18 protein-coding genes are annotated in these 23,988 nt (G+C 60.0%); 11 read left to right on the plus strand and 7 right to left on the minus strand.

Going from position 1 to position 23,988, the window contains the following annotated elements; genetic code table 11:
- Positions 1-191: 191 nt before the first annotated feature.
- From cydD to EKD03_RS10415, 3 genes are all read right to left on the minus strand, one after another.
- Complete coding sequence (gene cydD / locus EKD03_RS10405) at positions 192-3,581, minus strand: thiol reductant ABC exporter subunit CydD (RefSeq protein WP_129630298.1); 3,390 nt, start codon at positions 3,579-3,581, stop codon at positions 192-194.
- Positions 3,582-3,807: 226 nt separating this feature from the next.
- Complete coding sequence (cydB, locus tag EKD03_RS10410; RefSeq protein WP_129630300.1) at positions 3,808-4,821, minus strand: cytochrome d ubiquinol oxidase subunit II; 1,014 nt, start codon at positions 4,819-4,821, stop codon at positions 3,808-3,810.
- 11 nt (positions 4,822-4,832) lie between these two features.
- The gene (locus tag EKD03_RS10415; protein ID WP_129630302.1) at positions 4,833-6,194 is read right to left on the minus strand and encodes a cytochrome ubiquinol oxidase subunit I; all 1,362 of its coding nucleotides are present in this window, start codon (positions 6,192-6,194) and stop codon (positions 4,833-4,835) included.
- A 363-nt stretch (positions 6,195-6,557) separates the two neighbouring features.
- Here EKD03_RS10415 and der point away from each other — a divergent pair, with 363 nt between their 5' ends.
- Both der and EKD03_RS10425 read left to right on the plus strand, forming a co-directional pair.
- A complete protein-coding gene (gene der, locus EKD03_RS10420) occupies positions 6,558-7,940 on the plus strand; it encodes a ribosome biogenesis GTPase Der (RefSeq protein ID WP_129630304.1) in 1,383 nt (460 codons plus the stop codon).
- 97 nt (positions 7,941-8,037) lie between these two features.
- Complete coding sequence (locus EKD03_RS10425; RefSeq protein WP_129630306.1) at positions 8,038-9,093, plus strand: radical SAM/SPASM domain-containing protein; 1,056 nt, start codon at positions 8,038-8,040, stop codon at positions 9,091-9,093.
- Here EKD03_RS10425 and EKD03_RS10430 read toward each other — a convergent pair.
- Complete coding sequence (locus tag EKD03_RS10430) at positions 9,090-9,482, minus strand: zinc-ribbon domain-containing protein (protein ID WP_129630308.1); 393 nt, start codon at positions 9,480-9,482, stop codon at positions 9,090-9,092. The genes EKD03_RS10425 and EKD03_RS10430 overlap by 4 nt on opposite strands.
- 117 nt (positions 9,483-9,599) lie before the next feature.
- On the opposite strand from EKD03_RS10430, the gene EKD03_RS10435 reads away from it, so the two are divergent.
- Positions 9,600-10,748: a glycosyltransferase gene (locus EKD03_RS10435; RefSeq protein WP_129630310.1), complete on the plus strand. Its 1,149-nt coding sequence runs from the start codon at positions 9,600-9,602 to the stop codon at positions 10,746-10,748.
- Complete coding sequence (locus EKD03_RS10440; protein WP_161569238.1) at positions 10,723-11,832, plus strand: DUF2156 domain-containing protein; 1,110 nt, start codon at positions 10,723-10,725, stop codon at positions 11,830-11,832. The genes EKD03_RS10435 and EKD03_RS10440 overlap by 26 nt, the downstream gene beginning before the upstream one ends.
- A gap of 34 nt (positions 11,833-11,866) precedes the next feature.
- Here EKD03_RS10440 and EKD03_RS10445 read toward each other — a convergent pair whose 3' ends face one another.
- Complete coding sequence (locus EKD03_RS10445; RefSeq protein ID WP_129630314.1) at positions 11,867-13,594, minus strand: hypothetical protein; 1,728 nt, start codon at positions 13,592-13,594, stop codon at positions 11,867-11,869.
- 143 nt (positions 13,595-13,737) lie between these two features.
- On the opposite strand from EKD03_RS10445, the gene EKD03_RS10450 reads away from it, so the two are divergent.
- The 3 genes from EKD03_RS10450 to EKD03_RS10460 all read left to right on the plus strand — a co-directional run bounded on the left by EKD03_RS10450 (position 13,738) and on the right by EKD03_RS10460 (position 17,325).
- Complete coding sequence (locus EKD03_RS10450) at positions 13,738-15,771, plus strand: protein kinase domain-containing protein (RefSeq protein WP_129630316.1); 2,034 nt, start codon at positions 13,738-13,740, stop codon at positions 15,769-15,771.
- A gap of 8 nt (positions 15,772-15,779) precedes the next feature.
- On the plus strand, positions 15,780-16,949 hold the full coding sequence (locus EKD03_RS10455; protein ID WP_129630318.1) for a serine/threonine protein kinase: 1,170 nt from the start codon (positions 15,780-15,782) through the stop codon (positions 16,947-16,949).
- 73 nt (positions 16,950-17,022) lie between these two features.
- On the plus strand, positions 17,023-17,325 hold the full coding sequence (locus EKD03_RS10460; protein ID WP_129630320.1) for a hypothetical protein: 303 nt from the start codon (positions 17,023-17,025) through the stop codon (positions 17,323-17,325).
- Between the two features lie 3 nt (positions 17,326-17,328).
- Here EKD03_RS10460 and lon read toward each other — a convergent pair whose 3' ends face one another.
- Positions 17,329-19,770, minus strand: coding sequence for an endopeptidase La (lon, locus tag EKD03_RS10465; RefSeq protein WP_129630322.1), 2,442 nt, complete (start codon positions 19,768-19,770; stop codon positions 17,329-17,331).
- Between the two features lie 600 nt (positions 19,771-20,370).
- Here lon and EKD03_RS10470 point away from each other — a divergent pair.
- From EKD03_RS10470 to EKD03_RS10485, 4 genes are all read left to right on the plus strand, one after another.
- A complete protein-coding gene (locus EKD03_RS10470; protein WP_129630324.1) occupies positions 20,371-20,664 on the plus strand; it encodes a type II toxin-antitoxin system VapC family toxin in 294 nt (97 codons plus the stop codon).
- 33 nt (positions 20,665-20,697) lie between these two features.
- Positions 20,698-21,486 carry a radical SAM protein gene (locus EKD03_RS10475; protein ID WP_129630326.1) on the plus strand — a complete coding sequence of 263 codons (789 nt, stop codon included), beginning with the start codon at positions 20,698-20,700 and terminating at the stop codon, positions 21,484-21,486.
- 50 nt (positions 21,487-21,536) lie between these two features.
- Entirely contained in the window at positions 21,537-22,193 is a 657-nt protein-coding gene (locus tag EKD03_RS10480) for a TIGR04282 family arsenosugar biosynthesis glycosyltransferase (RefSeq protein WP_129630328.1), read from the plus strand.
- 224 nt (positions 22,194-22,417) lie between these two features.
- Positions 22,418-23,044 carry a hypothetical protein gene (locus tag EKD03_RS10485; protein ID WP_129630330.1) on the plus strand — a complete coding sequence of 209 codons (627 nt, stop codon included), beginning with the start codon at positions 22,418-22,420 and terminating at the stop codon, positions 23,042-23,044.
- Here EKD03_RS10485 and EKD03_RS10490 read toward each other — a convergent pair whose 3' ends face one another.
- Positions 23,045-23,980, minus strand: coding sequence for a ParA family protein (locus EKD03_RS10490; protein ID WP_129630332.1), 936 nt, complete (start codon positions 23,978-23,980; stop codon positions 23,045-23,047).
- Between the last annotated feature and the right edge of the window lie 8 nt (positions 23,981-23,988).

Here is a 23,988-nt window from a genome sequence, read left to right on the forward strand (position 1 = left end):
CCCGTTGCGGGCGTTCAAGGTGAGCGGGTGGGTAGTGCTATGTCGCAAAAAGACCTGGAAACTTAATTTACGGACTAGTAAGTTCTAGGTTCATATATTTTCAGATATAACGGTTCACACCCTTGCACATAAACGGTGATCTACGCTTACTGTACCACAACCCGCAAATCAGAGCAAATTTTCGATTCTCATCATAGCAACTGCACCACCACATCCGCCCCGGCCTGCGCTTGCGGGCGGTGGCTGATCAATAATGTCGTGCGCCCCTGTTGGAGTGTGGCCAGCGCCGCTAGAACCTCGCGTTCAGCCACTGCGTCGAGGTGGGCGGTGGGTTCGTCGAGAATCAGGATGGGCGCGTCTTTGAGCAAAGCCCGCGCAATCGCCAGCCGTTGGCGTTCGCCCCCACTCAGGCGCATCCCGCGCTCCCCTAGCCAGGTCGCATAGCCCTCCGGCAACCGCGCAACTACCTGGTCGAACCCGGCCTGCTGACATGCCCGATCTAGCTCGGCGCGGCTGGCGTCGGGCCGCGCAAGGCGCAGGTTCGCCTCGACTGTCCCGTTAAACAGGTGGGTCTGTTGGGCCACAACGCCGATCATCTGGCGCACATCCTCGCTACGGTAGCTGCGTAGGTCGTGGCCACCAATGCAGATACTCCCCTGGTAGCCCTCCCAGAAGCGCAGCAGCAGGTTGGCCAGCGTGCTCTTCCCGGCTCCGCTCGGCCCGACAATCAGCATGCGTTGGCCCGTGGCTACCCGCCCCGACACCCCCTGGAGTACCGGACGCGGCGCGCCGGGGTAGCTGAAACTCAGGTTGCTGAACTCGATGCTGCTATCGAGTGGCGGCGGCGATTCGTCTGGCTCGTGGCTGATCTGGGGCGCTGTAGCGCGGATTTCAACCAGCCGCCGCCACGCCGCTCGGCTCACTTCGAGGCTTTGCAGGGCTGGCCCTAGCGGGATGAGTGCCTCGAAGCTGGCGAGGGCGCTGAGTGCGATCAACCCCAACATGACCCCATCTATCTGGCCGCTGCGTACCAGTGGGATGGCGAGGATGAGCATCGCTACCGCTGCCCCCTGGCCCAGCATGGCAAATAGGCCGTTGCTCAGGCCGCGTAGCTGCGCCAGTCGTTCCTGCGCTTGCGCGAGCACCGCACCCTGCGTGGCGACCCGCTGGCTAAGGGTGGCTTCGGCCCCCAACGCGAGCAGGTCGGGCAGCCCCTGGATCGCCTCGACCATGGTGGTGAGCAGTCCCGCCCGTTGCTCGACGACCACCCGCGCCGCGTTGCGGCTGAACTGGCGAATGAGTAGGGGCAGCATGAGGCCCGCCAGCAGTTGCAGGATGAGCAGTGCAAGGGCAAGGCCGGGGTCAAAGAAGGCCAGCAACCCGCAACTCAGCCCCATCACCAGCAGCGCCACTAACGGCGGTGCAACCACGCGCAGGTAGAATTGCTCCAGCGTCTCGACATCGCCCACGGCGCGCGCCAGCAGATCGCCGCCTTGGTGATCAATTAGCCCGGCGGGGGCGCGTGGCTCGATCATGGCGAAGAACCAAGTGCGTAGGCGCGCCAGCAGGTGGAACGTGGCGCGGTGGGCGACGTAGCGTTCGGCGTAGCGGAAGAGGCCGCGTGCAATGCCGAAGAAGCGCACGCCGACTATCGCCACGCTCAGGACGGCAATGCTGGGCATCAGCGCAGCCATAGCAATGAGGTAGGCGGAGGTGGCGATCAGGCCGATGCTGCTGCCGACGGTGGCGAAGCCGAGTAGGATGGCGAGAGCGAAGGGGATGGCGCTACGCCATGTGGGCTGTTCCTCCCCTGCCCCATGTGGTGGTATGTGTAGGGGCGCGTCGCGACGCGCCCTCTGGCGCGATGATCGTGTCTGCGCATCGCTGGAAGCCACGGGGGGCGCGTCGTGACGCGCCCCTACATGTTCCTGAACTTGATGCATGTGGAGGTGAGAGCCGATCACCTCCACATGATCGGCAACCCGCAGCAGTTGCGGGCTATGCGCAATGATCAGGGCGCTCCGGCCTTGGAGCAGCGCTGGTAGCGCCTGCTGTAACGCCGCTTCACTGGCGCGATCCAGATGTGCGCTGGCCTCATCCAGAATCAGCAGATCGGCTTGCTTGAGCAGGGCACGCGCTATCGCCAGACGTTGGCGCTGGCCCCCCGAAAGCCGCGCCCCCCCGGCCCCTATCGGAGTCTGGTAGCCCTGTGGCAACTCGACAATAAAGTCGTGCGCCCCGGCCTCCCGCGCTACCCGTTCGACCTCGGCGTCACTGGCATTGGGCCGCGCCAAGCGGATGTTCTCGGCCACGCTGCCGGCAAAGAGCGCCGGGTGCTGGCTCACCCAGGCCACCCGTTGCCGCCACGCCCGCCCATCGAGGTCAGATAGGGGGACGCCATCAACCCGGATCTCGCCTACATCCGGCTGGAGAAAGTCCAGCAAGAGCCAGGTGAGGGTACTCTTGCCCGCCCCGTTTGGCCCGCTGAGGCCAACGATATGCCCCGCTGGAAGATCGAGGCTCACTCCGCGCAACGCTGGCCGCGTGCCTTCGGCGTAGGCGTAGTGCAGGTTGCGGATGCTGATCGCCACGCCCTGCCCGACCTGCTGCGGGCAAGGTTCAATCGCCTGTTGCGGCGCTTCAGCCTCCAACAACGGCCCGATCCGCCCCAACGCCTCTTTGCCCGCCATGGCTGCGTGGTGGCGCTGGCCGAGCAGGCGCAGTGGCAAATAGAACTCCGGGGCCAGAATGAGCAACGTCAGCGCCGGGATAAACTCCATCCGCCCAGTCAAGAGGCGCAGCGCGATCTCGACGGCCAGAATCGCAGTGCCCAAGCTGGCCACTAACTCCAGAATCAGCGCCGAGAGGAAGGCGACCCGCAGCACCTCCATGGTGAGATCACCAAAACGGCGGCTGATCGCGGCGACTGCCTCCAGTTGCTCGCGGCTACGCCCAAAGAGTTTGAGTGTTGTTATACCTTGCAGTGTGTCGAGAAAGTGGGCACTCATGCGCCCCAGATCGGCCCAGCGCTGCGCTGTTTGGGCCTGAGCGTGGCTGCCGATTAGCCACATAAATACCGGGATGATCGGTGCGGTGAGCAGCAGCACCAGCCCGGAGAGCGGGTCGAGCGGGAAGACATAGACCAGAATGATCAGTGGGGCCAACCCGGCCAGGATGGTCTGGGGCAGATACTGGCTCAGGTACTCATCGAGCGCCTCGATCCCTTCTACCATCGTGGTGGCCAATTCGCCACTGCGCTCGACATCCAACGCCGCTGGGCCACGCGCCAGTAGCGCCGCCACCAACCGCGCCCGCAGTTCCAACTTGACCCGACTGGCCAGCCGTTGGCTACTCGCCTCGCCCAGCCAGGTCAGCCCGGCGCGCAGCAGTGCCAGCCCGCCAACCCCGGCGAGTGGCCCCGTCACATCACTGAGGCTGGCCTGCCCCAGAAAGACCACCCCGATCACATACGCCAGGAGCGCCGCAAGACCCACCGCCGTTACCGCCGAAAGGGCACCGGCAACGACGGTGAGCCAAAACCAGGGGATTCTATTGACAGAGTGGCGGAGGTTAGGTATCAATCTACTCTAGTATATTTGGTTTTGACGCAAAGGCGCAGTTGATGCAAAGGCACTTTTGGTTTTGACGCAAAGGCGCAGTTGATGCAAAGGCACTTTTGGTTTTGACGCAAAGGCGCAGAGGCGCAAAGATTTTTATATATTTTGCGTCGTTGCGTCGTTGCGTCGTTGCGTCGTTGCGTCGTTGCGTCGTTGCGTCGTTGCGTCGTTGCGTCGTTGCGTCGTTGACCTAATACGTCAACTCGCTCTTGATACTGACCCGATGGCGGAAGACCCAATAGCTCCATGCCTGATAGCCCAAGACAATCGGCAAGAAGATCAGCGCCACAAACGACATGATCGTGAGTGTCTTGGGGCTAGACGACGCATTGTAGATCGTCAGGCTCCACTCCGGGTTGAGGTTAGAGACCAACACACGGGGGAAGAGCAGCATAAAGATCGTGATCACCGAAAGGCCAATATTGAGTGAGGTCATCACGAAGCCCCAACCGAGGCGCTTGGTGTTGACAAAATAGGCCGCGCCGAAGAGTGAGAGCAGCGAAGCCATCGGCACAAAGCCGGGGTCAACCCCCAGATGCTCAATTGCATCGGTGAAGAAGTAGGTGGCAATGATGAACGCCACTACGATCACCGTCGCCACCGGGCCAACCCGCAGCGTCATCTTCATCGCCCGCTCACGCAACGCATCGGTAGTCTTGAGATCAAGATAGACCGCGCCATGGAGCGTAAAGAGCGTGAAACTCGCCAGACCACCCAGGAGTGCATAGGGGTTGAGCAGATCGAAGAAGGTGCCGACATAGTTCATCTCGGCATCAATCTTCACCCCATAGACCATGTTCGCAATCGCGACTCCCCAGAGCAGCGCCGGTACCGCACTCCCAAAGAAGATCGCCCAATCCCATACCATCCGCCAACGCGGATTCTCGTCCTTGCTGCGGTATTCAAAGGCAACAGCCCGCACGATCAGGCCCAGCAGCAACAGGAAGAGCGCCATATAAAAGCCACTGAAGAGCGTGGCATACCAGTGGGGGAAGGCGGCAAAGATCGCACCACCAGCGGTCAGCAACCAGACCTCATTCCCATCCCACACCGGGCCAATCGTATTGATGATCACCCGCCGTTCGGTGTCATTCTTACCCAAAAAGGGCAACAGAATACCCACCCCGTAATCGAAGCCCTCCAGGATAAAGAAGCCGACAAAGAGAACCGTGATCAAGATGAACCAGAGGATATTGAGATCCATGGAGCGACTCCTTATCCAGCATGCACCGTGGCGGTCTCACCCGGCACCCGCGTCGCGTACTTGAGCATGAGGTAGGCGGTAGCCGCCATCAGCACGAGGTAGACCAGCGTAAAGCCGATCAGGGTGATGAGCACCATCCCCGTACTGACTGTCGGTGAGACCGCATCTTCGGTGCGTAACACACCATAGACGATCCAGGGCTGGCGACCCATCTCGGTGAAGATCCAGCCGGTGGCATTGGCAAGGTAGGGCAAGCCGAGCGCTGGCACCAGCAGCGCCAGCATGCGCGGCGATTGTATTTTGTCACGTGCCAACATATAGAGCGCCATCGCCGCCAACCCCAGCATCAAGGTACCGGCCCCGACCATCCCTCGGAATGACCAGTAGTTCAAAAAGACACTCGGTATATAGTTGCCGGGGCCATAGGTTGCCTCAGATTCGGCCTGAAGATCCTTGATCCCACGCACTTCACCCTCAAAGCGATTGAAGGTGAGAAAACTGAGCATCCCCGGAATCTTGATCGCAAACAGATCGCGCTGCTCAGCCTCACTCGCCACCGTAAAGAGCGAGAGCGCCGCCGGATCTTCACTCTCCCAGAGCGCCTCAGCCGCTGCCATCTTCATGGGTTGCACCTTGATGATGTACTGCGACTGGGCGTGCCCGGCCAAAACTACCCCCAGTGTCGAGACGATGCCGATCAGCGTGCCGATCTGGAACGAACGGCGAAACAACTCCTTCGCCTCATCTGCCAACGGGCGACGCAGGTGGTAGGCACTGATCCCCAGCACAAAGAAGGCGGCGGTAGAGATCGCCGCAAACATCGTGTGTGGCCACTGCACCCACAAGTGCCCATTGGTGAGCAGAGCACTGAAACTCTCCATCTCGGCGCGCCCATTGTTGATCACATAGCCCACCGGCTGGTGCATGAAGGAGTTAGCGGCCAGAATCCAGAAGGACGAGATCGTGCTGCCAATCGCCAATAACCAGATACTCACCAAGTGTTGCAATTTAGTGAGCTTCTCCCAGCCAAAAAGCCAGAGGCCCAAGAAAGTCGATTCGAGGAAGAAAGCCATCAACGCCTCAATCGCCAACGGTGCCCCGAAGATATCACCCACAAAGCGCGAGTAGTCCGACCAGTTCATACCAAACTGGAACTCCTGCACAATGCCAGTGGCCACACCAATCGCAAAATTGATCACCAGCAACTTGCCCCAAAACTTGGTCATCGTCTTGTAGAGCGGGTTGCCGGTACGCACATAGATCGTCTCCATAATGGCGACGATGAGCGCCAGACCGATTGAGAGCGGGACGAAGAAGAAGTGGTAGACCGTGGTGATGGCAAATTGCCAACGGGCAAGGATCAGTGCATCCATACAACCAACTCCACACCCCGCTACCGAATGGAACAACGGGGTATAAGCCATGACAAACCGACATCCCTTTGAATGTGACTTCTCTCACAGGCTAGACTATACCAGATAACGAGCATCTTCAAGTTGAAATTATATTACCGTAGAGTCACAATATCTTGCGACTCTACGGTTTGGGGCGTAGCCCCAAGCCCCATGTTTGGTTGATTTTTGGCCGCTTCGCCGCCAAAAATCAACCAAACAAGATCTTCGGAGGCGGCAAGCCGCCCCCGATCCCCCACCGGCGGTAGCATAAGCCCGACTTTTGGTATAATAGCTCAGAATATACATGGCGACCCGCTAGATGGCTCGCCGGAGAGGACAGTTATGACCAAGCCCATAGTGGCCCTGGTTGGCCGCCCCAATGTGGGCAAGTCAACCTTTTTTAACCGGCTGATCGGCGAGCGCCGGGCAATTGTTGAGGATATGCCGGGTACCACCCGTGACCGGATCTACGGTGACACCTTCTGGAACGGGCGCGATTTTATGGTGGTGGATACGGCAGGGTTGCTCTTTGGTGGCGATGACCCCAGTTTGCCAGCAGCCGAGATGAGTCGCCGTACTCGTGAACAGGCCAATGTGGCGATTAGTGAAGCCGACGCGGTCATCTTTATGGTGGATGGCCGCGAGGGTATGACCGCCGCTGATAACGAGGTCGCCGAAGTGTTGCGCGGTACCTCCAAACCAGTAGTGTTGGCGGTCAATAAGTGCGACAGTGTCGAGCGCAATCTGGATGCGGTGGAGTTCTATGCGCTCAACTTGGGCGAACCCATCCCGATGAGTGCCTTCCACAGCCTGGGTACGGGTGATGTGCTGGATCGGCTGGTGGAGGCATTCCCACCCTACCAAGCTCCTGAGGATACCGAACATCATCTGCATATCGCTATCGTCGGGCGGCCCAACGTCGGCAAGTCGTCACTGCTCAACAAACTGCTCGGCCAAGAGCGCAGCGTTGTCAGTGCGGTACCCGGTACCACCCGCGATAGTATTGACACCGAGATCACCTTCTATGGCGAGCGGGTGACGCTGATTGACACGGCGGGGATTCGCCGTTCCGGGCGCATTGAACAGGGTATCGAGAAGTATTCGGTGATGCGTACTCTCCGTGCGATTGAGCGCTGTGATGTGGCGCTGCTGCTGATTGATGCCGAAGAGGGTATCACCGCGCAGGATACCCACATTGCCGGGATGGTGCTTGATGCCAAGAAGGGCATCGCCCTGCTCGTCAACAAGTGGGATGTGATCGAGAAAGATAACGAGACCTACCAAGAGTATGAAGATCAGGTGCGCAACGCCTTCAAGTTTATTGATTACGCCCCGATCCTGTTCATCTCGGCGCTGAGTGGCCAGCGGCTCAATCGGGTTGTCCAGTTGGCGCAGGAGATCTATGATCAGCGCCAGAAGCGCGTGCCCACCGGCGAACTCAACAACTTCCTGCGTCAAGCGGTGCTCGATCAACCACCGATGGCGGTGCGTAAAGGTGCCCACCTACGCCTCTACTACGCCGTGCAACCCCAGATCGATCCGCCAGTCTTCCTCTTCTTTGCCAACGATGGCGATCTGGTTCATTGGTCATACGGGCGCTACTTGGAGAACCGCCTGCGCGAGCAGTACGGCTTCGGCGGAACCCCGATTGTGATCGTCTTCCGCTCGCGTGAGGAGAAGGCCGAACCGGCCAAGCGCGGGCGAAGGAAGAAGCAGGAGGATTGAGTAGGGGCGAAGCATCGCCCCCACTAATGATGGGTATTCCCCGATCTCATACTGGGGCGATGCTTCGCCCCTACACGCCCCAAACAAAGATACCGCCATGGAATGGCTTGAACCCACACAGCACGATCCGGCCCCATTCCGCCACGCGGTCGCAACGCGCAGTGCCTATCGCCCGTTGTATGTGAAGATCAAACTTACCTTCGCATGCAACCTGCGCTGCGCGATGTGTCGCCACTGGCGCGAGGAACGCCCGCCGCCCTTGCCCCACACCCACTGGCAATACGTCATTGATGATCTGGCTGCGCTGGGCTGCCGCAAACTTCACTTCTCCGGCGGCGAGCCACTCCTGGCTCCCTACCTCCCCGATCTGATCGCCCAGGCCACCCGCCTGGGTCTTCGCGTCACCCTCACCACCAACGGCACGCTCGTGGAGAAGTCGCTGGCCCGCCATTTGGTCGAGGCCGGATTGCGCGGAGTGAACATCTCACTCGACGCGCCCATCCGCAAGATCCACGACCGGCTGCGCGGGGTGCCGGGGGCATGGAAGGCGACGCTGCGCGGGGTGCGCCAGTTGGTGCGCGCCGCCCCACGCGGTAAACTCGCCATCCGCCTGAATACGGTGGTCAGTCGCGGCAACTACCGCAGCCTGCTGGGGTTGCCCGATCTTGCCGCCAACCTGGGAGTCGCGGCCATCAACCTGATTGCGGTGGATGCCCAGGATAGCCCCGGCCTTGCGCTGCGCAGCCGCGATCTGCGCGATTATAACGCACGCATCGCGCCACATCTGGCCCAGCGGGGCATGGAACTGGGCCTCATTCAACATCCCGATCAGGTCTATGTCTTTGGCAATGAACATGCCGATCCCGCCCACGCGCTCAACGGCCACTATGCACGTGGCTTCTACCAGCACCACCCCTGCTATGCCCCATGGGTACATAGCCTGATTGACTTTAATGGCCGCGTCTACCTCTGCTGCATGACCCGCGAGAGCATGCACGCAGTCGGCGATCTGACGCAGCAACGCTTCAGCGACATCTGGCAGGGCGCGGGCTATGCCCAAGCCCGCCAGATGATGCACCCGCCCGCCTTGCCACAATGCCAGTGTTGCGATAACTTTATCGCCATCAATCAGGCATTGCAGCCGGTCTTCTAACTCACATCCGAGAAATCCTCACCGCGATCATCCTCGCTCACTTGGTCAAAGTAGTCTAAATTACTACTTGAGTAGTAGTAAGATTCGGCATAGCTGCTAGAATGGTTCGGATCGGCGCAACGCGCACAGATTGGCCCCGCAGGTTCAATACGCAGATGTTGATCACAGAATGGTTGCCCACACATCCGACATGTACCAATCGCGGGAAGATCGCAGCGGTGCGGGGTCAGTACACCCACCGGCTGAACGCAGCGTTGCCCCAGCGCCGAGGTGGCCCCGGTATAGGCAGGCGGCGCAGCGGCTTCGGCTTGCAGGGCGGCTCCACATGAGATACAAAAGCGGCTCCCCGCTGGGAGCGCACGGCCACAGACAGGGCAGGGTTTCTCCACGGGTTAGCTCCTTGGTTAGATGATGACACGGTGAATCGTTGTTGGCAATGACGTATGCCTATGTGTTAGCTGAGCGTGTCGAAGCTAACACCCCTCCGGGATGATCGAGGAACTATTATGCCATACCATTTGGCCCTCCTCAGCGACACCTTCCCCCCCGATCCGGGCGGGTTGGCCATCTCCGCCGCCCGACTGGCCCACGGCATCGCCGCCCACGGCCACCAGGTCGAGGTCTTTGCCCCCACGCCCCACCTGCCTCCCGGCGAGGTGCGCGGGTTTCGTCAGGATGCCGTGCAGGTGTGGCGCTTCGGGGCACAGCGCAAGCCCGATGCGACCCTGGCCGAGTGGTTCGATCTGCTGCTCACCCGCCATGCCGAGACGCCCTTCGACCTCTTCCATGCCTACTTTATGGCCCGCAGCGGCTTTGTGGCGGTCTACGCGGGGCGCTCGGTGGGGGTGCCAAGTATTGTCAGCGCCCGTGGCAATGATCTGGATCGCGCCGTCTTTGATCCGGGTAAGGCGGCGCATATCCGTTACGCACTCGAATATGCCGAGCGGGTGACGGCCAACACGCAGCAGTTGGTGGCGCGGGCGAGGGCGCTGGCTCCGACCCGTTCGATCCACCTCATTCCCAATGGAGTCGAGAACGACATCTTCACCCCTGGCCGCACCGATGCCGCGCTCGCCCAACGCTTCGGGTTGAAGACCGGACAACCGGTGCTGGCCTTTGTCGGCGAGGCGCGCGCCAAAAAGGGGCTGGCGCTGCTGCTCCTGGCCTTCCGCGAACTCGCCCACCGCCGCCCGCTCAGCCTCTGGCTGCTCGGTGGGGTACGTTCTGGCCCCGACCACGATCTGGTGGCGCTCTTCCAACGCCAAAACCCCGATCTGGATCTGGTGGTGACGCCCGCCCGCGAGCATCAACAGATGCCCGCCTGCTACCGCCTGATCGATCTGCTCGTTCTGCCCTCACTGCACGATGGGCTACCCAACGCACTACTAGAGGGCATGGCCACCGCTCGCCCCATCGTCGCCAGCCACGCCGGGGGCATCCCCGACGCCTTGCGCCACGAACAGAACGGCCTGCTCGTACCGCCCGGCCAAATCGAACCGCTCATCGCCGCCATCGAGCGCATGCTGGATGATAGCGTGTTGCGTGTACGCCTCGGCAGCGCCGCACGAGCGACGGTCATCCACGAGTTTACCCCGACAGCCGAGATCGCCACCAATCTGGAGCTTTACCATGATCTCTGCGCAGATCGCGCCTAGCTATGCGACGGCGGCCCCATCACCACAGGCGACATGGGAACATGCACGGGCGCTTATCTTCCGCTATGGGTGGAACAGCGTCGCCTACCAGATCCTCAACCCCGGCATTCAACACTGGTTCGCGCCCAATGGCGATGCCGTAATCGGCTATGTCAATGCGGCGGGCTACCGGATTGTCGCAGGCGCACCGATTGCCCGCGCCGAAGATCTCGCCGGAGTCGCCAGCACCTTCAGCACCGAGGCGCACCGGGCGGGTCAGCGGGTCTGCTACTTTGGTGTCCAGGATCACTTTGTTGCCGCCATGGCCGATCAGCCGCCCATGGCGCGCCTGCTCCTCGGCGGCCAACCCGTCTGGAATCCCCACGGGTGGCCAGAGATCCTAGCCCACAAGGCATCGCTACGCGCCCAACTCGCCCGCGCCCGCAACAAGCAGGTGACGATCAGCCCCTGGCCAACCGAAAAGGCCAGTGCACATACCGAGCTACGCCGTTGTCTTGCCGAGTGGCTCCAGGATCGCCACCTGCCCCCGATGCACTTCCTGGTCGAACCCGACACCTTCGGCCACCTGCATGACCGCTACGTCTGGGTGGCATGCCGCGAGCAACAGATCGTCGGCTTTCTGGTTGCCTCGCCCATCCCGCAACGACGCGGCTGGTTGGTGGAGCAACTGGTGCGCTGCCACGCCGCCCCCAACGGCACCGCCGAACTGCTGGTGGATGCCGCCATGCGCCACTTCGCCGCCAGCGATGTAGAGTATGTCACGCTAGGTCTCTCACCGCTCGCCTGCCGCACCCCCTGGGCGGTCACCCCCCAACCGGCATGGATCAGCGCGATGCTGGCCATGATGCGCGCCTACGGGCAACGCTTCTACAACTTCAGCGGCTTAGATGCCTTCAAGGCCAAGCTCCAACCCCATCTGTGGGAGCCGGTCTACGCGCTGAGTAACGAGCGCCGCTTCTCACCGCGAACCTTCTACGCGATCATCGGGGCCTTCGGTGGCACCTCGCCGCTACGCTACCTGAGCCGGGCGCTGTGGCGGGTGATACGGGAGAGAGTAAGGGCAATAACGCAACGGTCAAGCTGATACGCCCCTTCTGAAACCATGTCTAATGCATAACCTAAAAGGATGACATGCTAATAGGCTTAACCCATACAGTCTGTATCACAAGCCTTCGAGTGCTGATCAACCGCACCTCAATGTGCGCCATGCGGTCGCTCGCACGCGGGATGCCGCACAGGATGCGGAGGTGCCCAACGGCTGGAGTTTGGCCAACGAGGAGCCGCGTGCGCTGACCAGCGGGATGCACGAGATTACACTCCCAGGCAACCGGAGCCGATGATTGGTAGGCCAGATCGATCACATACCCCCCCGCCTGGAGCGGGTTGGGCGGGCGAACCGCCAGCCACGCTACACCGCGCTGTAACGTCAGATCATCCAGGGTGAGCGGGCGCAGTGGCGGGAGAAACCAGCTACTCAACCCCAGCACGAGCAGCACCAGCCCCACCCACGCCCCCACTAGTAGCTCGCGCTGGCGGCGCAGCAGCGCGCGGCCACTGAGCGCCAGAGTTACCAGGAAGGCCAGCGCGATCCAGTTGGTAGAGGAGTGGCTAAAGCTCGCCAGATCGCGGAACGAGGGCAACCAACGCGCACGCTGCCAACTACTCAGATCGAAGAAGTCGGCATAGGGGTTGCTCTCTATCCAGGCAGCGGCAGAGCGCAGCGGCGTGGTGTAAGTGTAGCTGGTGGGGATGAGCAACTTCGCCAGCACAATCCCCTGCACGGCGAAGAGCAGCAGCAGCGCCACCACCCCTAGCCATGCACGTTGGCGCTCCACGAGCAGCCGGATCATACTCACCAACGGCAAGACCCACACCAGCGCCAGCGCCCAGAAGAAGCGCCCCGCAAACGAAGCCCCGCCATACCAGTTGGTATGCGCCGCACTCGGCAACAACAGCGCCAAGTAGATCGCCGCCGCAACCAGCGCCAAGCGCCAGTTGCTGGCCACAAACGGTGCCAGTCCTACCACCCCCACCAAGAAGAGCGGCACATGCATGAACAGCCCCTGCATGCGATCCAGGTGCAACCCCAGCGCCACCATCACCACCCCACGCACATCCTGGGCCGCATCCCCGGACTGGTACGGGCCTAACGGGGTGCCAAAGGCGTGCTGGTTGAAGACCCCCAGTGCCAGCAACGAGACGAGCAGCATAATCGGCGCTCGCCAATCGCGCCGCCTCAGACTCCACAGCGCCAAGATGAGCGCAGGCAGCCCGAATTTGAGGTGTAGCCAGGGCAGCAGGGCGAGCAGGAACGGGGCGAACGGGAACGCCGACCAGAGTAGCGTGAACAGGATCAACCCGGCCAGCAGATCGGGGTAGATCTGGGTGCTCCCCAGCAAAAAGGGCGGGCTGAGGCTAACCAGCAGCGCGATCAGCAAGGGCCATGGCGTGTCGGGAAGTTGGGTCTGCGCGTAGGCATAGACACTGAACGGGAGCAGCGCGAGCAGCAGCACCATTCCAATTTTAGCACCGAGTACGCCACCGAGCGTGTACGCTGGCAACAACAGCACCGGCAAGCCCAACCCATGGATGCTGTAGCCATTCAGACTGTGCGTATCATCCCCAAACTGGCGCCCCGGCGGCATCGCCCGCAACACCGGCGTGTCAATCTGATGGTTGTTCACCACCAACACATCCCCATCACGCAGCAGCGAGTCGCTGGTGAGCAGGTAGTGTGGCTCATCGCCGGTGATCTGGTTGAGGGATTGTTGCTGCCATGTCAGGATGATCAGCAGGGCAATAATAGTCGGTAAAATCAGGATGAATAGAGGGTGTTTATATTGCATATTTTCATTATCGGTGCATTGATAAACAACAAAAGTAGCCACATACTAACCACATTGAGTTAAATATCTACTCTACTGTGAAGCGAACCCTCCTATAATCAAATCTGGAATTCTATCGCATATAGATGTCACACAGGCACATTATGTCACTTCCGCCTGGAACCCTCGTAAACCAGCGTTACGAGATTGTGCGACAGGTTGGACAAGGTGGGATGGGCGCGGTCTACGAAGCCCGCGATACTCGCCTAGGACACCCGGTTGCCCTCAAGCAGACTCTGGTTACCGATGCCCAATACGCCCACGCCTTTGAGCGTGAAGCGCGCCTGCTGGCTTTCCTGCAACACCCCAATCTGCCACGGGTCACCGACCACTTCCACGATCAAACTGGCCAATTTTTGGTGATGAGCTTTATTCCCGGTGAGGATCTGGCGAGTCTGTTGCATCAACGCAACGGCCCCTTCCCACTGGATATGGTGCTGGGCTGGGCCGATCATCTGCTTGACGCACTTGACTACCTGCACACCCAATCACCGCCGGTGTTGCATCGCGATATTAAGCCCCAAAACCTGAAACTGAACCCGCGTGGTCAACTCATTCTGCTCGATTTTGGGCTGGCCAAGGGAGCCTTGTGGCAGACCCGTGTCACCAGTGGTGGCAGTGTGATGGGCTATACGCCCGCCTATGCGCCCATGGAGCAGATCCAGGCGAGTGGCACCGATGAACGCAGTGATCTCTATGCGGCGGCTGCAACACTCTACCACCTGCTCGTGGGTAGCCCGCCGCCAAGTGCGCTCGAACGCGCCGCTGCACTGATGAAGGGCCAGCCTGACCCGCTGCTGCCAGTCTATCACCATGTGCCAGGGATTCCGGTAGCGATTGGTGATCTGCTCCACCAGGCCATGCACCCCGACCCTGATCAGCGCCCAGCCACGGCGGCAACGATGCGCTCAGCCCTACGTCAGAGCAACCCGCACCAACCTAGCCCAACACCGAGTGGCCCACTCAATGCGGTAGGCACGCCAACCATTGCCGCCGCCACCGTCCAACCCCGTCTGGCGAACCCGCCACCCATCCCGGTGATCGCGACAGGCGCACCACCAGCAAGCCCTGCCACAAAGCCACGTTTGCCGATCAAGCTGCGTACCAAACATCTGCGCTGGGGGCTGCCACTCATCGCCATCCTCATCGCCGTCATCACCATCCTCGTGCTCAATATACCCTCCGGTGAGCTTGAACACACCTTAGAGGGTCATACCCGTACCGTTGAGAGTGTAGCCTTCTCGCCCGATAGTACCCTCGTAGCCTCTGCGGCCTGGAATGACCCCATCCATCTGTGGCGGGTGAGCGACGGGGAGTTGGTGCGTGAGTTCAATACAGGTGATCCTGGCGGATTCAATCACATCGCCTTTTCTTCCAATGGGCAGACTATTGCCGGAACCTCCGGTGCATATGTCTATCTCTGGCGGGTACGTGATGGCGAACTCCTCTACAGCTTGCACCACAGTTATGTGGGGTTTCTCTTCATAACTTCCGATCTGCAAGTTAAGAGTATCGCCTTCTCTCCCGATGGAGAACTGCTGGCGGTCGGTTGTAACCAGGGCATCTGGTTTTGGCGCACGAGCGATGGATCCCAAACCACCCGCCTCGCTAATACAGAGGAGGAGAGTGTCTCGTTCTCAAGCGTGGCTTTCTCACCCGATAGCAAACTTCTCGCTGGAGCCGATTCAAACAATGTGATTAGAGTGTGGCGGCGTGAGGATAATCGCCAGATTGAAGCACTGAGCGTCCATACCAAATCAATCTACCGTGTCATCTTCTCACCTGATGGCCGTCTGCTGGCGAGTGCCTCCGCCGATGGTACCATCCGCATCTGGGAGGTGAGTGATCCACAGTATCTGGTGGTCAGCCACCCCCTGCTCCAGACGATCAGCCCCAACATTGGTCCAATCTATGATATCGCCTTCGCACCCGATAGCCAGACTCTGGCCTCGGTGGGCGATGATGGTCTGGTGCGCTTTTGGGATGTGCGTACTGGAGATGCCCTGGCCCAATTCAAGGGTCATCAGTCGAATGGCGCATCCAAGTTCACCCGTGCCGTCGCCTTTGCGTCCAATGGTCGCAGGGTTGCCTCAAGTGGAAGCGATAATACGGTGCGCCTGTGGCGCTATAACCCGTAGGAGTATGCATGTTTGTACCAGGAACACTGATCAACCAGCGCTATGAGATTGTGCGGCAGGTTGGACAGGGCGGGATGGGGGCAGTCTATGAGGCCACTGATACCCGGCTTGGGCATCGCGTGGCAATCAAGCAGACGCTGGTGAACGACCCCCAATACGCGCATGCCTTTGAGCGCGAAGCCCGTCTGCTGGCCTTTCTGCAACATCCAGGTTTACCACGTGTCACCGACCACTTTAGCGATGCTGATGGTCAATTTCTGGTCATGGATTTTATTATTGGCCAGGATCTCGCCGATCTGTTCCAGCAACAGGCTGGGGCATTCCCGGTGGCGACGGTGCTGGATTGGGCTGATCAACTGCTTGATGCCCTCGACTACCTGCACAGCCAATCACCACCAGTGATTCACCGTGATATTAAGCCCCAGAACCTCAAACTGAATCCGCGTGGCCAACTCATCCTGCTCGATTTTGGGCTGGCCAAGGGAGCCTTGTGGCAGACCCGCATCACCAGCGGGGGCAGTGTGATGGGCTATACCCCGGCTTATGCACCGATGGAGCAGATCCAGGCGAGTGGCACCGATGAACGCAGCGATCTCTATGCGGTTGGCGCGACGCTCTACCACCTGCTCGTGGGTAGCCCGCCGCCAAGTGCGCTCGACCGCGCTTCCGCACTGATGAAGGGCCAAGCCGATCCTCTCGTGCCCGCCCATCAGATCAACCCGGCGATCCCGGTGGCGGTGAGTGAGGCACTCCACCAGGCCATGCACCCAGACCCCAATCAGCGCCCGGCCAGCGCCGTGATCATGCGGGCGGCGCTGCAAGCAGCGTCCCGCCAGCAACCCAGCCGCTTACCGAGTGGCCAACTCTATACCGTCAGTCCACCCGCTGCTCATGTAGATGCGCGTGCGGCTATGCCTACGCCAATCGCCAATGTGGCAACCGTGGGCCAACCAACCATCCTCGCTCCACCACCCCCACTCAATCCTGCTGATTGGCCGATACAGATGCGCAGCCGCTGGACGCTCTACCACGTCGGTATCTTTGCGGTGATGGCAGCAATTCTGAGTTATGAGGTCTGCTCGTGGACCACCTTCTACCTCTCAATGCTGGTATCACTCCTAATGGTATACTCCCTGGTTGATCTTTGGCCTGTGGGAGGTAATTGGAACACCCAGTGAATGGTGGATTGCAACTCCCTTCCTCGCAGCCATGGGCTTGGGTTGGGCACAATCACTCATGCTGGCCGAAAGGGTGCAGCGATCCTCAAACCTCATCGGTGCCTACATCTTCATCAGCGTGATCGCGAGTGTGCCCCTCTTCGTGATCATCTTCCCAATAGGGTTCGCCTCAGGTGAAGGCTTCTTCACCTGTACCCAATTCTTTGCACTATTCACCACAGCCAAACCAGCCCAACTGGGTGGGCTGGTCATTTCAACTATTCGCGGATTGATCGGAGGTAGCCTAGTTGGCCTGATGGTCGGGGGCTTTCTGAACGGCGTCTTCAAACGGCTCTTCTTCCCCCGGCCACCCAAACAACCCAAGGCCACCCGCTAACGCTCACTCCACATACTGCGGCTCGGCCACACGCTGGCTGCTGCGCAGCCCATTGAGCGTCGCTGCGGGTTGCAGCGCGGTCTGCAAGACCTGATCGAGCGTATCAACTGGCACAAAGGTCATTTCGTCAAAGACCTCGCGGGGCAGATCGTCCAGATCGGCCTCGTTGCGGCGTGGCAGGATGATCGTGCGGATACCGGCACGATGCGCCCCCAGCGCCTTCTCCTTGATCCCACCAATCGGGAGCACCCGCCCGCGCAGCGAGATCTCGCCCGTCATCGCCACGTCATCGCGCACCAGCCGCCCGGTGGCCGCCGACGCCAACGCGGTCGCCATCGTGATCCCGGCGGAGGGGCCATCCTTGGGCACCGCGCCCGCCGGCACATGGATGTGGATGGCGTGATGATCGAAGAAGGCCGGATCGATCCCCAACTCGCGCGCCCGCGAACGCACATAGGTCAGCGCGGCTTCGGCACTCTCACGCATCACCTCGCCCAACTGGCCAGTGATTTTCAGTTCGCGGCTGCCCTCCATCACCACCGCCTCGACAAAGATGATGTCGCCGCCCACCGGTGTCCAGACCAACCCCGTCGCCACACCGGGCTGATCAATGCGCTCCTTGGCTTCGTTGAAGAAGCGCTGGCGTCCCAAGGCCGTGCGCACAAAGGCCGGATCAACCAGAAGTGCATGATCACTGACCTCGCTCTGCTCAGCCAAACGACGGGTCACTTTACGCAGCACGCCACCAATATGGCGCTCCAGGTTGCGCACCCCCGCCTCGCGGGTATAGTCACCGATGATGGTACGCAGCGCCGCCTCGTTCACCTCCGCTTCGCTGGGGCGCAGCCCGTTGGCGCGCAACTGGCGCGGCACTAGGTGGGTCTGCGCGATCTGCACCTTCTCGTCCTCGATGTACCCAGAGAGCTCGATCACCTCCATGCGGTCGCGTAGCGCCGGGGGCACATTGTCCCAACTGTTCGCCGTGGCAATAAAGAGCACCTGGGAGAGATCAAAGGGCAGATTCAGGTAGTGATCGGTGAAGGTGTTGTTCTGCTCTGGATCGAGCACCTCCAACAAGGCCGAGGCCGGATCACCACGATAATCGTTACCCAGTTTATCAATCTCATCAAGCAGAATGACCGGATCGGAGCTACCCGCCCGGCGCAGTTCTTGGATCAAGCGCCCCGGCTGCGAACCGATGTAGGTACGCCGGAAGCCGCGCAATTCGGCCTCATCGCGCACCCCGCCGAGGCTCATACGCACGAAGTTGCGCCCCAGCGCACGGGCAATGCTCTGCCCCAGACTCGTCTTGCCCACCCCAGGCGGCCCCACAAAGGCCAGGATCGGCTCGCGTCCGGCGCGCCCGCTATCCTCGCCGAGTGCGGCACGCCGCTGCTTGACCGCCAGATACTCCAGGATGCGCTCCTTGATCTGGGTCAGCCCATAGTGATCCTCGTCCAACACCTGACGCGCAAAGGCGATATCAATTGGCGAACCGGTGGGTTTATTCCAGGGCAACTCGGCCAGCCACTCCAGATAGGTACGCACCATCTGGTATTCGGGCGAACTCTCATTCAAGCGTTGCAAGCGACTCAACTCGCGGTCAGCCTCTTTGCGCACCACATCAGACATCTGCGTCCGGGCCAACTTGGCGCGCAGGTCATCCAGATCGCTAACCTCCTCTTCCTCCTCGCCCAACTCCTTCTGGATGGCACGGATCTGCTGACGCAGGAAGAAATCACGCTGCTGCTTAGCTGCGTTCTCTTGCACCTCGTGGCGAATACGGTTCTGCACCTCCAGCAGCGCCAACTGGACACGGTAAAAATCGCGCACCTTGGTTAGCCGCGCTACCAGGTCGAAGGTTTCGAGCAGATCTTGGCGCTCGGCGAAGGTATAATCGGGCGAGTAGCCGGTATTATCGGCGAGGTGGCCGGGGTCTTCGATGGCGCGCACAACATTACGCACCTCCTGGCTCACCCCTGGCCGCAACTCCAACACCGCATCAACCACCGCCCGCGTCTCCAAAATCAGCGCATCGAGTTCGGGCGATGGCAGCACCTGATCTGGGCGCAGTTGAAAACTGAAGCGCCAAGGATGATCGGGGTCAAGCGCATCACCAATCTCGGCCCGGATCATGCCGCGCACCACAATGCCGTTGGTTCCATTCGGCAACATCCCCGACTGCTCAATGCGGGCCACCACGCCAATATCAAAGATCTGCGCCCGCAAGGGAATATCAGAATCGGGATCACTCTCTGGGCGACGAGCCACCAGCAACAAGCGCCGATCCCCCTTCAGCGCCGCATCCACAGTGGGCAGCATGGCCTCATCCACCGCTAGGCTGACCACGGTATGCGGAAAGACCACGACGCCCTCTAGTGCGAGCAGCGGCAGGCTGAACGTGGGCCTGGGCGTGGCTTCATAGGAGTGGATTGGATCGCTCATGGTGCTGCTCCATCTATTACAATTGCGGAATAGTTATTCCGTCGTATAAAGAATTATGAAACCGCAACTTTTGTTTGTCAATGGCAAAACAATGATTCTAAGATTCCTCTTACATGAAGTTTAGGGCTACCGCCCTAAAACCCATGGTTGGGGCTACGCCCCAAACCTGCTTTTTTCTCATAAGTTGGCGGCTTCGCCGCCAACTTACGAGAAGAAAAAATCTTCGGGGGAGGCAAAGCATCCTCCGAACCCCACCGGAGGTAAACCCAACAAGTTGTGCTACACTATGGTTATACAGCATCAAAGGGAGGGGTGGTACTATGACAATGATCACCTATGATGAGATACTAACAGTCGCCCGCTGCCTACCACTGACAGATCGGTTACGCCTTGTTAGCACGCTCGCGGATGAGGCTATTGGCGAGATCGCCATACCGTCCATCCCTCCAATGTCATCTACTCAATCTATTGCTGCACGGGAGGAAATACGGGCCGCATTCGCTGCGCTTCCTACTCCACGCCGATCCTTAGGTGAACAGCTAGAAGCAGACCGTCAAGAGCGGGATCATGCGCTAGTAGGGCGTACCCTGGAGGACGGTAATGTGGACGCTTGATGCTAGTGTGATCGTGCGAAGTTTTGACCCACTTGATGCTGAATATGCTATTGTCGTGGAGTTTCTTAATCGCCTCGAACACGATGCGCTTCCTATTATCGTACCGCGCCTCGTGCTACCTGAAATCGCCGGGGCAGTGCGTCGCCTCCTCCGTGATCCTATCCGCGCACGACTCGCCGTAACTGTCTGGGCGACATTACCCCACGTACAAATTGTGACGTTGAGTGATTCACTTCTCGATGAAGCAGCAGAGATTGCGGCGGATCGTGCGCTACAGTGAAGCTCTACATTTTCTATCAGATATCTCATACCTATGAATAACCAACCCCTCCCCGCCCACGACTGGAAACTCTGGATCTACACCAACTACGACTGCAATCTGCGCTGTACGTATTGTGTCGCCCGTTCGACCCCCGAAACTCCCCGCCGGGCGATTGGGCTAGAAAACATCCAACGTCTGGTTGATGAGGCGGTGGAACTGGGCTTTAGTGATCTCTTCTTGACCGGCGGTGAGCCGCTGATTTTGGATGAGATCTACGCGATGATTGACTATGCCACGCCGCGCATCCGCACGACTCTGCTCACCAATGCGATGCTGTTGCACGGAAAGCGCATGGAGCGTTTGGTAGAATGTGCCAGCCCCAACCTGATCGTGCAGGTGAGCCTGGATGGAGCCTGTGCCGAGGATCACGACGCCTACCGGGGCGCGGGCACTTGGGCCAAGACGGTCGCCGGGATTGAAGCGCTCCTTGAGCGCGGCTTCCATGTGCGGCTCTCGACCACCGAAACCCCCGCCAATACCGCGCACCTCGCCGACATCTGCGCCTTCCACGAGCGGTTGGGCATCCCCGAATCTGATCACTTCGTGCGCCCCATGGCGCGGCGCGGCTTTGCCGATTCTGGAGTCGAGGTCTCAATGCTCAACCTCGCCCCGGAACTGACGGTGGATGTGGATGGTATCTTCTGGCACCCGCTCTCTACCGATAAGGATATGCAGGTAATCAAGTGTATAGATTCACTGGCAAAAGCCGTGGATCTGGTCAAAAAGCAACTCGACACCATCGCCCGCACCGGCCAAGCCCCACTGATGACCTTTACCTGAGGGTAGCGCCGCCGCCCCCGTGTGGGGCAACCAGAAATAGCAGCACGCCTATGCAGCCCAACGCACTCTTTGTCGTCGCTAAGCGTCCGCTTGCTGGGCACACCAAGACGCGGTTATACCCACCGCTTAGCCCACAGACGGCGGTACTGTTATATGAAGGGTTTCTGCGCGATACGCTGGAGTTGATGCGGCAGGTTCCGGGTGTCCGCCATGGGATTGCCTACCTGCCCCATGATGCCGAGGACTATTTCCGCAACCTCGCCCCAGATATGGATCTCATTCCGCAGCGAGGTACTAACCTTGGCGAACGCCTCGACAACTTGTTGAGTGATGCACTCAATACGGGAACGAAATGTGCCGTTGTGATCAATAGCGATAGCCCGACCCTCCCGCTTACCTACCTGCACCTCGCCTTCGACCACCTCAACGCCGGATCGGATCTGGTGCTTGGCCCCTGTGATGATGGTGGCTACTATCTGATTGGGCTACGCCAACCCCACCCGCGCCTGCTGCGTGAGGTGACGATGAGTACCCCCACGGTATTACGCGATACCCTGGCCATTGCCGATGAACTCGGTCTACACAGTACGCTCCTGCCTATTTGGTACGATGTAGACACTGTTGCAGAGCTGGCACGCCTACAACGCGAGTTGGCTAATACTGATCCCGCGATTGCTCCACATACGCGGCGTTGTTTGAAGGTGTAGAGGCGAAGCATTGCCACCAGGGAATGGGCAAAGTCACCTCCGGTGGAGGTTCGGGGGCGGCGAAGCCGCCCCCGAAGATCTTTTTTGTTGTGTTTTGGCGGCTTCGCCGCCAAAACACAACAAAAACTGAGGTTTGGGCACAGCCCCGGCGAAGCCGCCAACAATGGTTGCCCGCAACTACGGTTAGCGGTACAATGGCGCGATACATCTATTGAGGAGCGCGCATGTTGACCTATGACGATCTGGTGAGTGGGCTTGAGGATGCCTGGCGAGCGGTGGGGTTGCACGAGCATACCTTCATTGAGAGCGTCATTCCGATGACGCATGACCGCAGCTTTAAGGTCGAACTCTTCCCTGAACACGATGAACCACTCACCACTGAGAATATTCCACCTTGGCTTGAACTGGGTTTTACTTGGACCGCCGTGCATCAACTGATCTGTGAGGGGCGACCACTGCCGACCGAATCTCTCGATCTGATGTGGTCGTATACGGCAACCTTGGGGAATAATCTGGAACGCAGCGATACTGAACTGGTGCGAATGTTTCAACGCGCCGTCCATAGCGCCTTTGCCCGCTACTACCCCACCGAGGCCATGGAGATGGAACCTGTCTCGGTTGAGGTACGGCGGCTCTACCAGAATGATGGGCAGAAGCTGCAACTGGAGTCGATCCAGTTGGTGAGTATCACCGTCTCGGATCTCTTTGAGCAGTGGACCGAGCGCGATCTGACGGGGCTGCGCACGATTCTGCTGATCGAGATGCAGTTGGCAAGTGCGATCATCGCCAATCTGAGCGACATGTTCACGCCGCGTGGTCGTGGAGGTTATCGCTCAGTAGACGCAGCCTAATCAGCGCCGATCCCCCGCCGCTAACTCCTGGCGTCGGTACTTGCAGTGGTCACAATAGAGAATGCGGTAGCCCGCCACGTTAGCGCGTTGGAGCGGGCGACCGCAGTTGGGGCAGGTGGCATTCAGCACCGCGCCAGCCCCGGTGACCATCGGTGGGGTGGGGGTGGAGGGTGCAAGCGGGGGCGTGGCTGGCCCCAACTGAATCCGGGCGCTCATCTGCTCAACCAACCGGGCATAATCGAGCGCTCCACGCGAGCGCGGGTCAAACTCGTAGATAGTCTTCCCCTGCGCGGTACACTCGGAGAGCCGGACATTGACCCGAATCGGATCAAGCACCAGATCGCCATAACGCTCGCGGAGGGTATCGAGCAACTCAACTGATTGACGGGTACGTGTATCGTAGAGGGTGGGCACAATGGCACGCAGAGCGGCGGTGTTGCCCTTGATACGCTTGAGTTGCTGGATCAGCACTTCCAGTCCCTTCAGGGCGAAGGGTTCGACGGTCGTAGGCACGAGGATGTCGGTGGCAGCATTGATCGCATTGACATTCAGCACCGTAAGCGAACCACCCGAATCGATCAGAATCACATCATAGTGTGAGCGCAACGGCATGAGCGCCTTATCGAGCACCCGCGCCCAGTCAGGGCGACGGGAGATTTCGGGTTGGGCGGTCAGCAGGCTGGCATCAGCGGCAATCAGATCGAGGTTGGGGCGCGCCGGGCTAATACAATCGCTCAGTTTGGCACCATCCACCAACACATCATACAGGGTACGACGCGGCTGAACCCCCAAAGCCATGGAGAGATTCCCTTGGGCATCGGTATCCACCAGCAGCACCCGTGAGCCACGCAGGGCAAACCCCGCACTCAGATTGACGACAGTGGTTGTTTTACCGATGCCGCCTTTCAGGTTGGTAACTGCAATGACGCGGCCCATAGGGGTTC

Source organism: Candidatus Oscillochloris fontis, from assembly GCF_004138135.1.
Taxonomy (GTDB): domain Bacteria; phylum Chloroflexota; class Chloroflexia; order Chloroflexales; family Chloroflexaceae; genus Oscillochloris; species Oscillochloris fontis.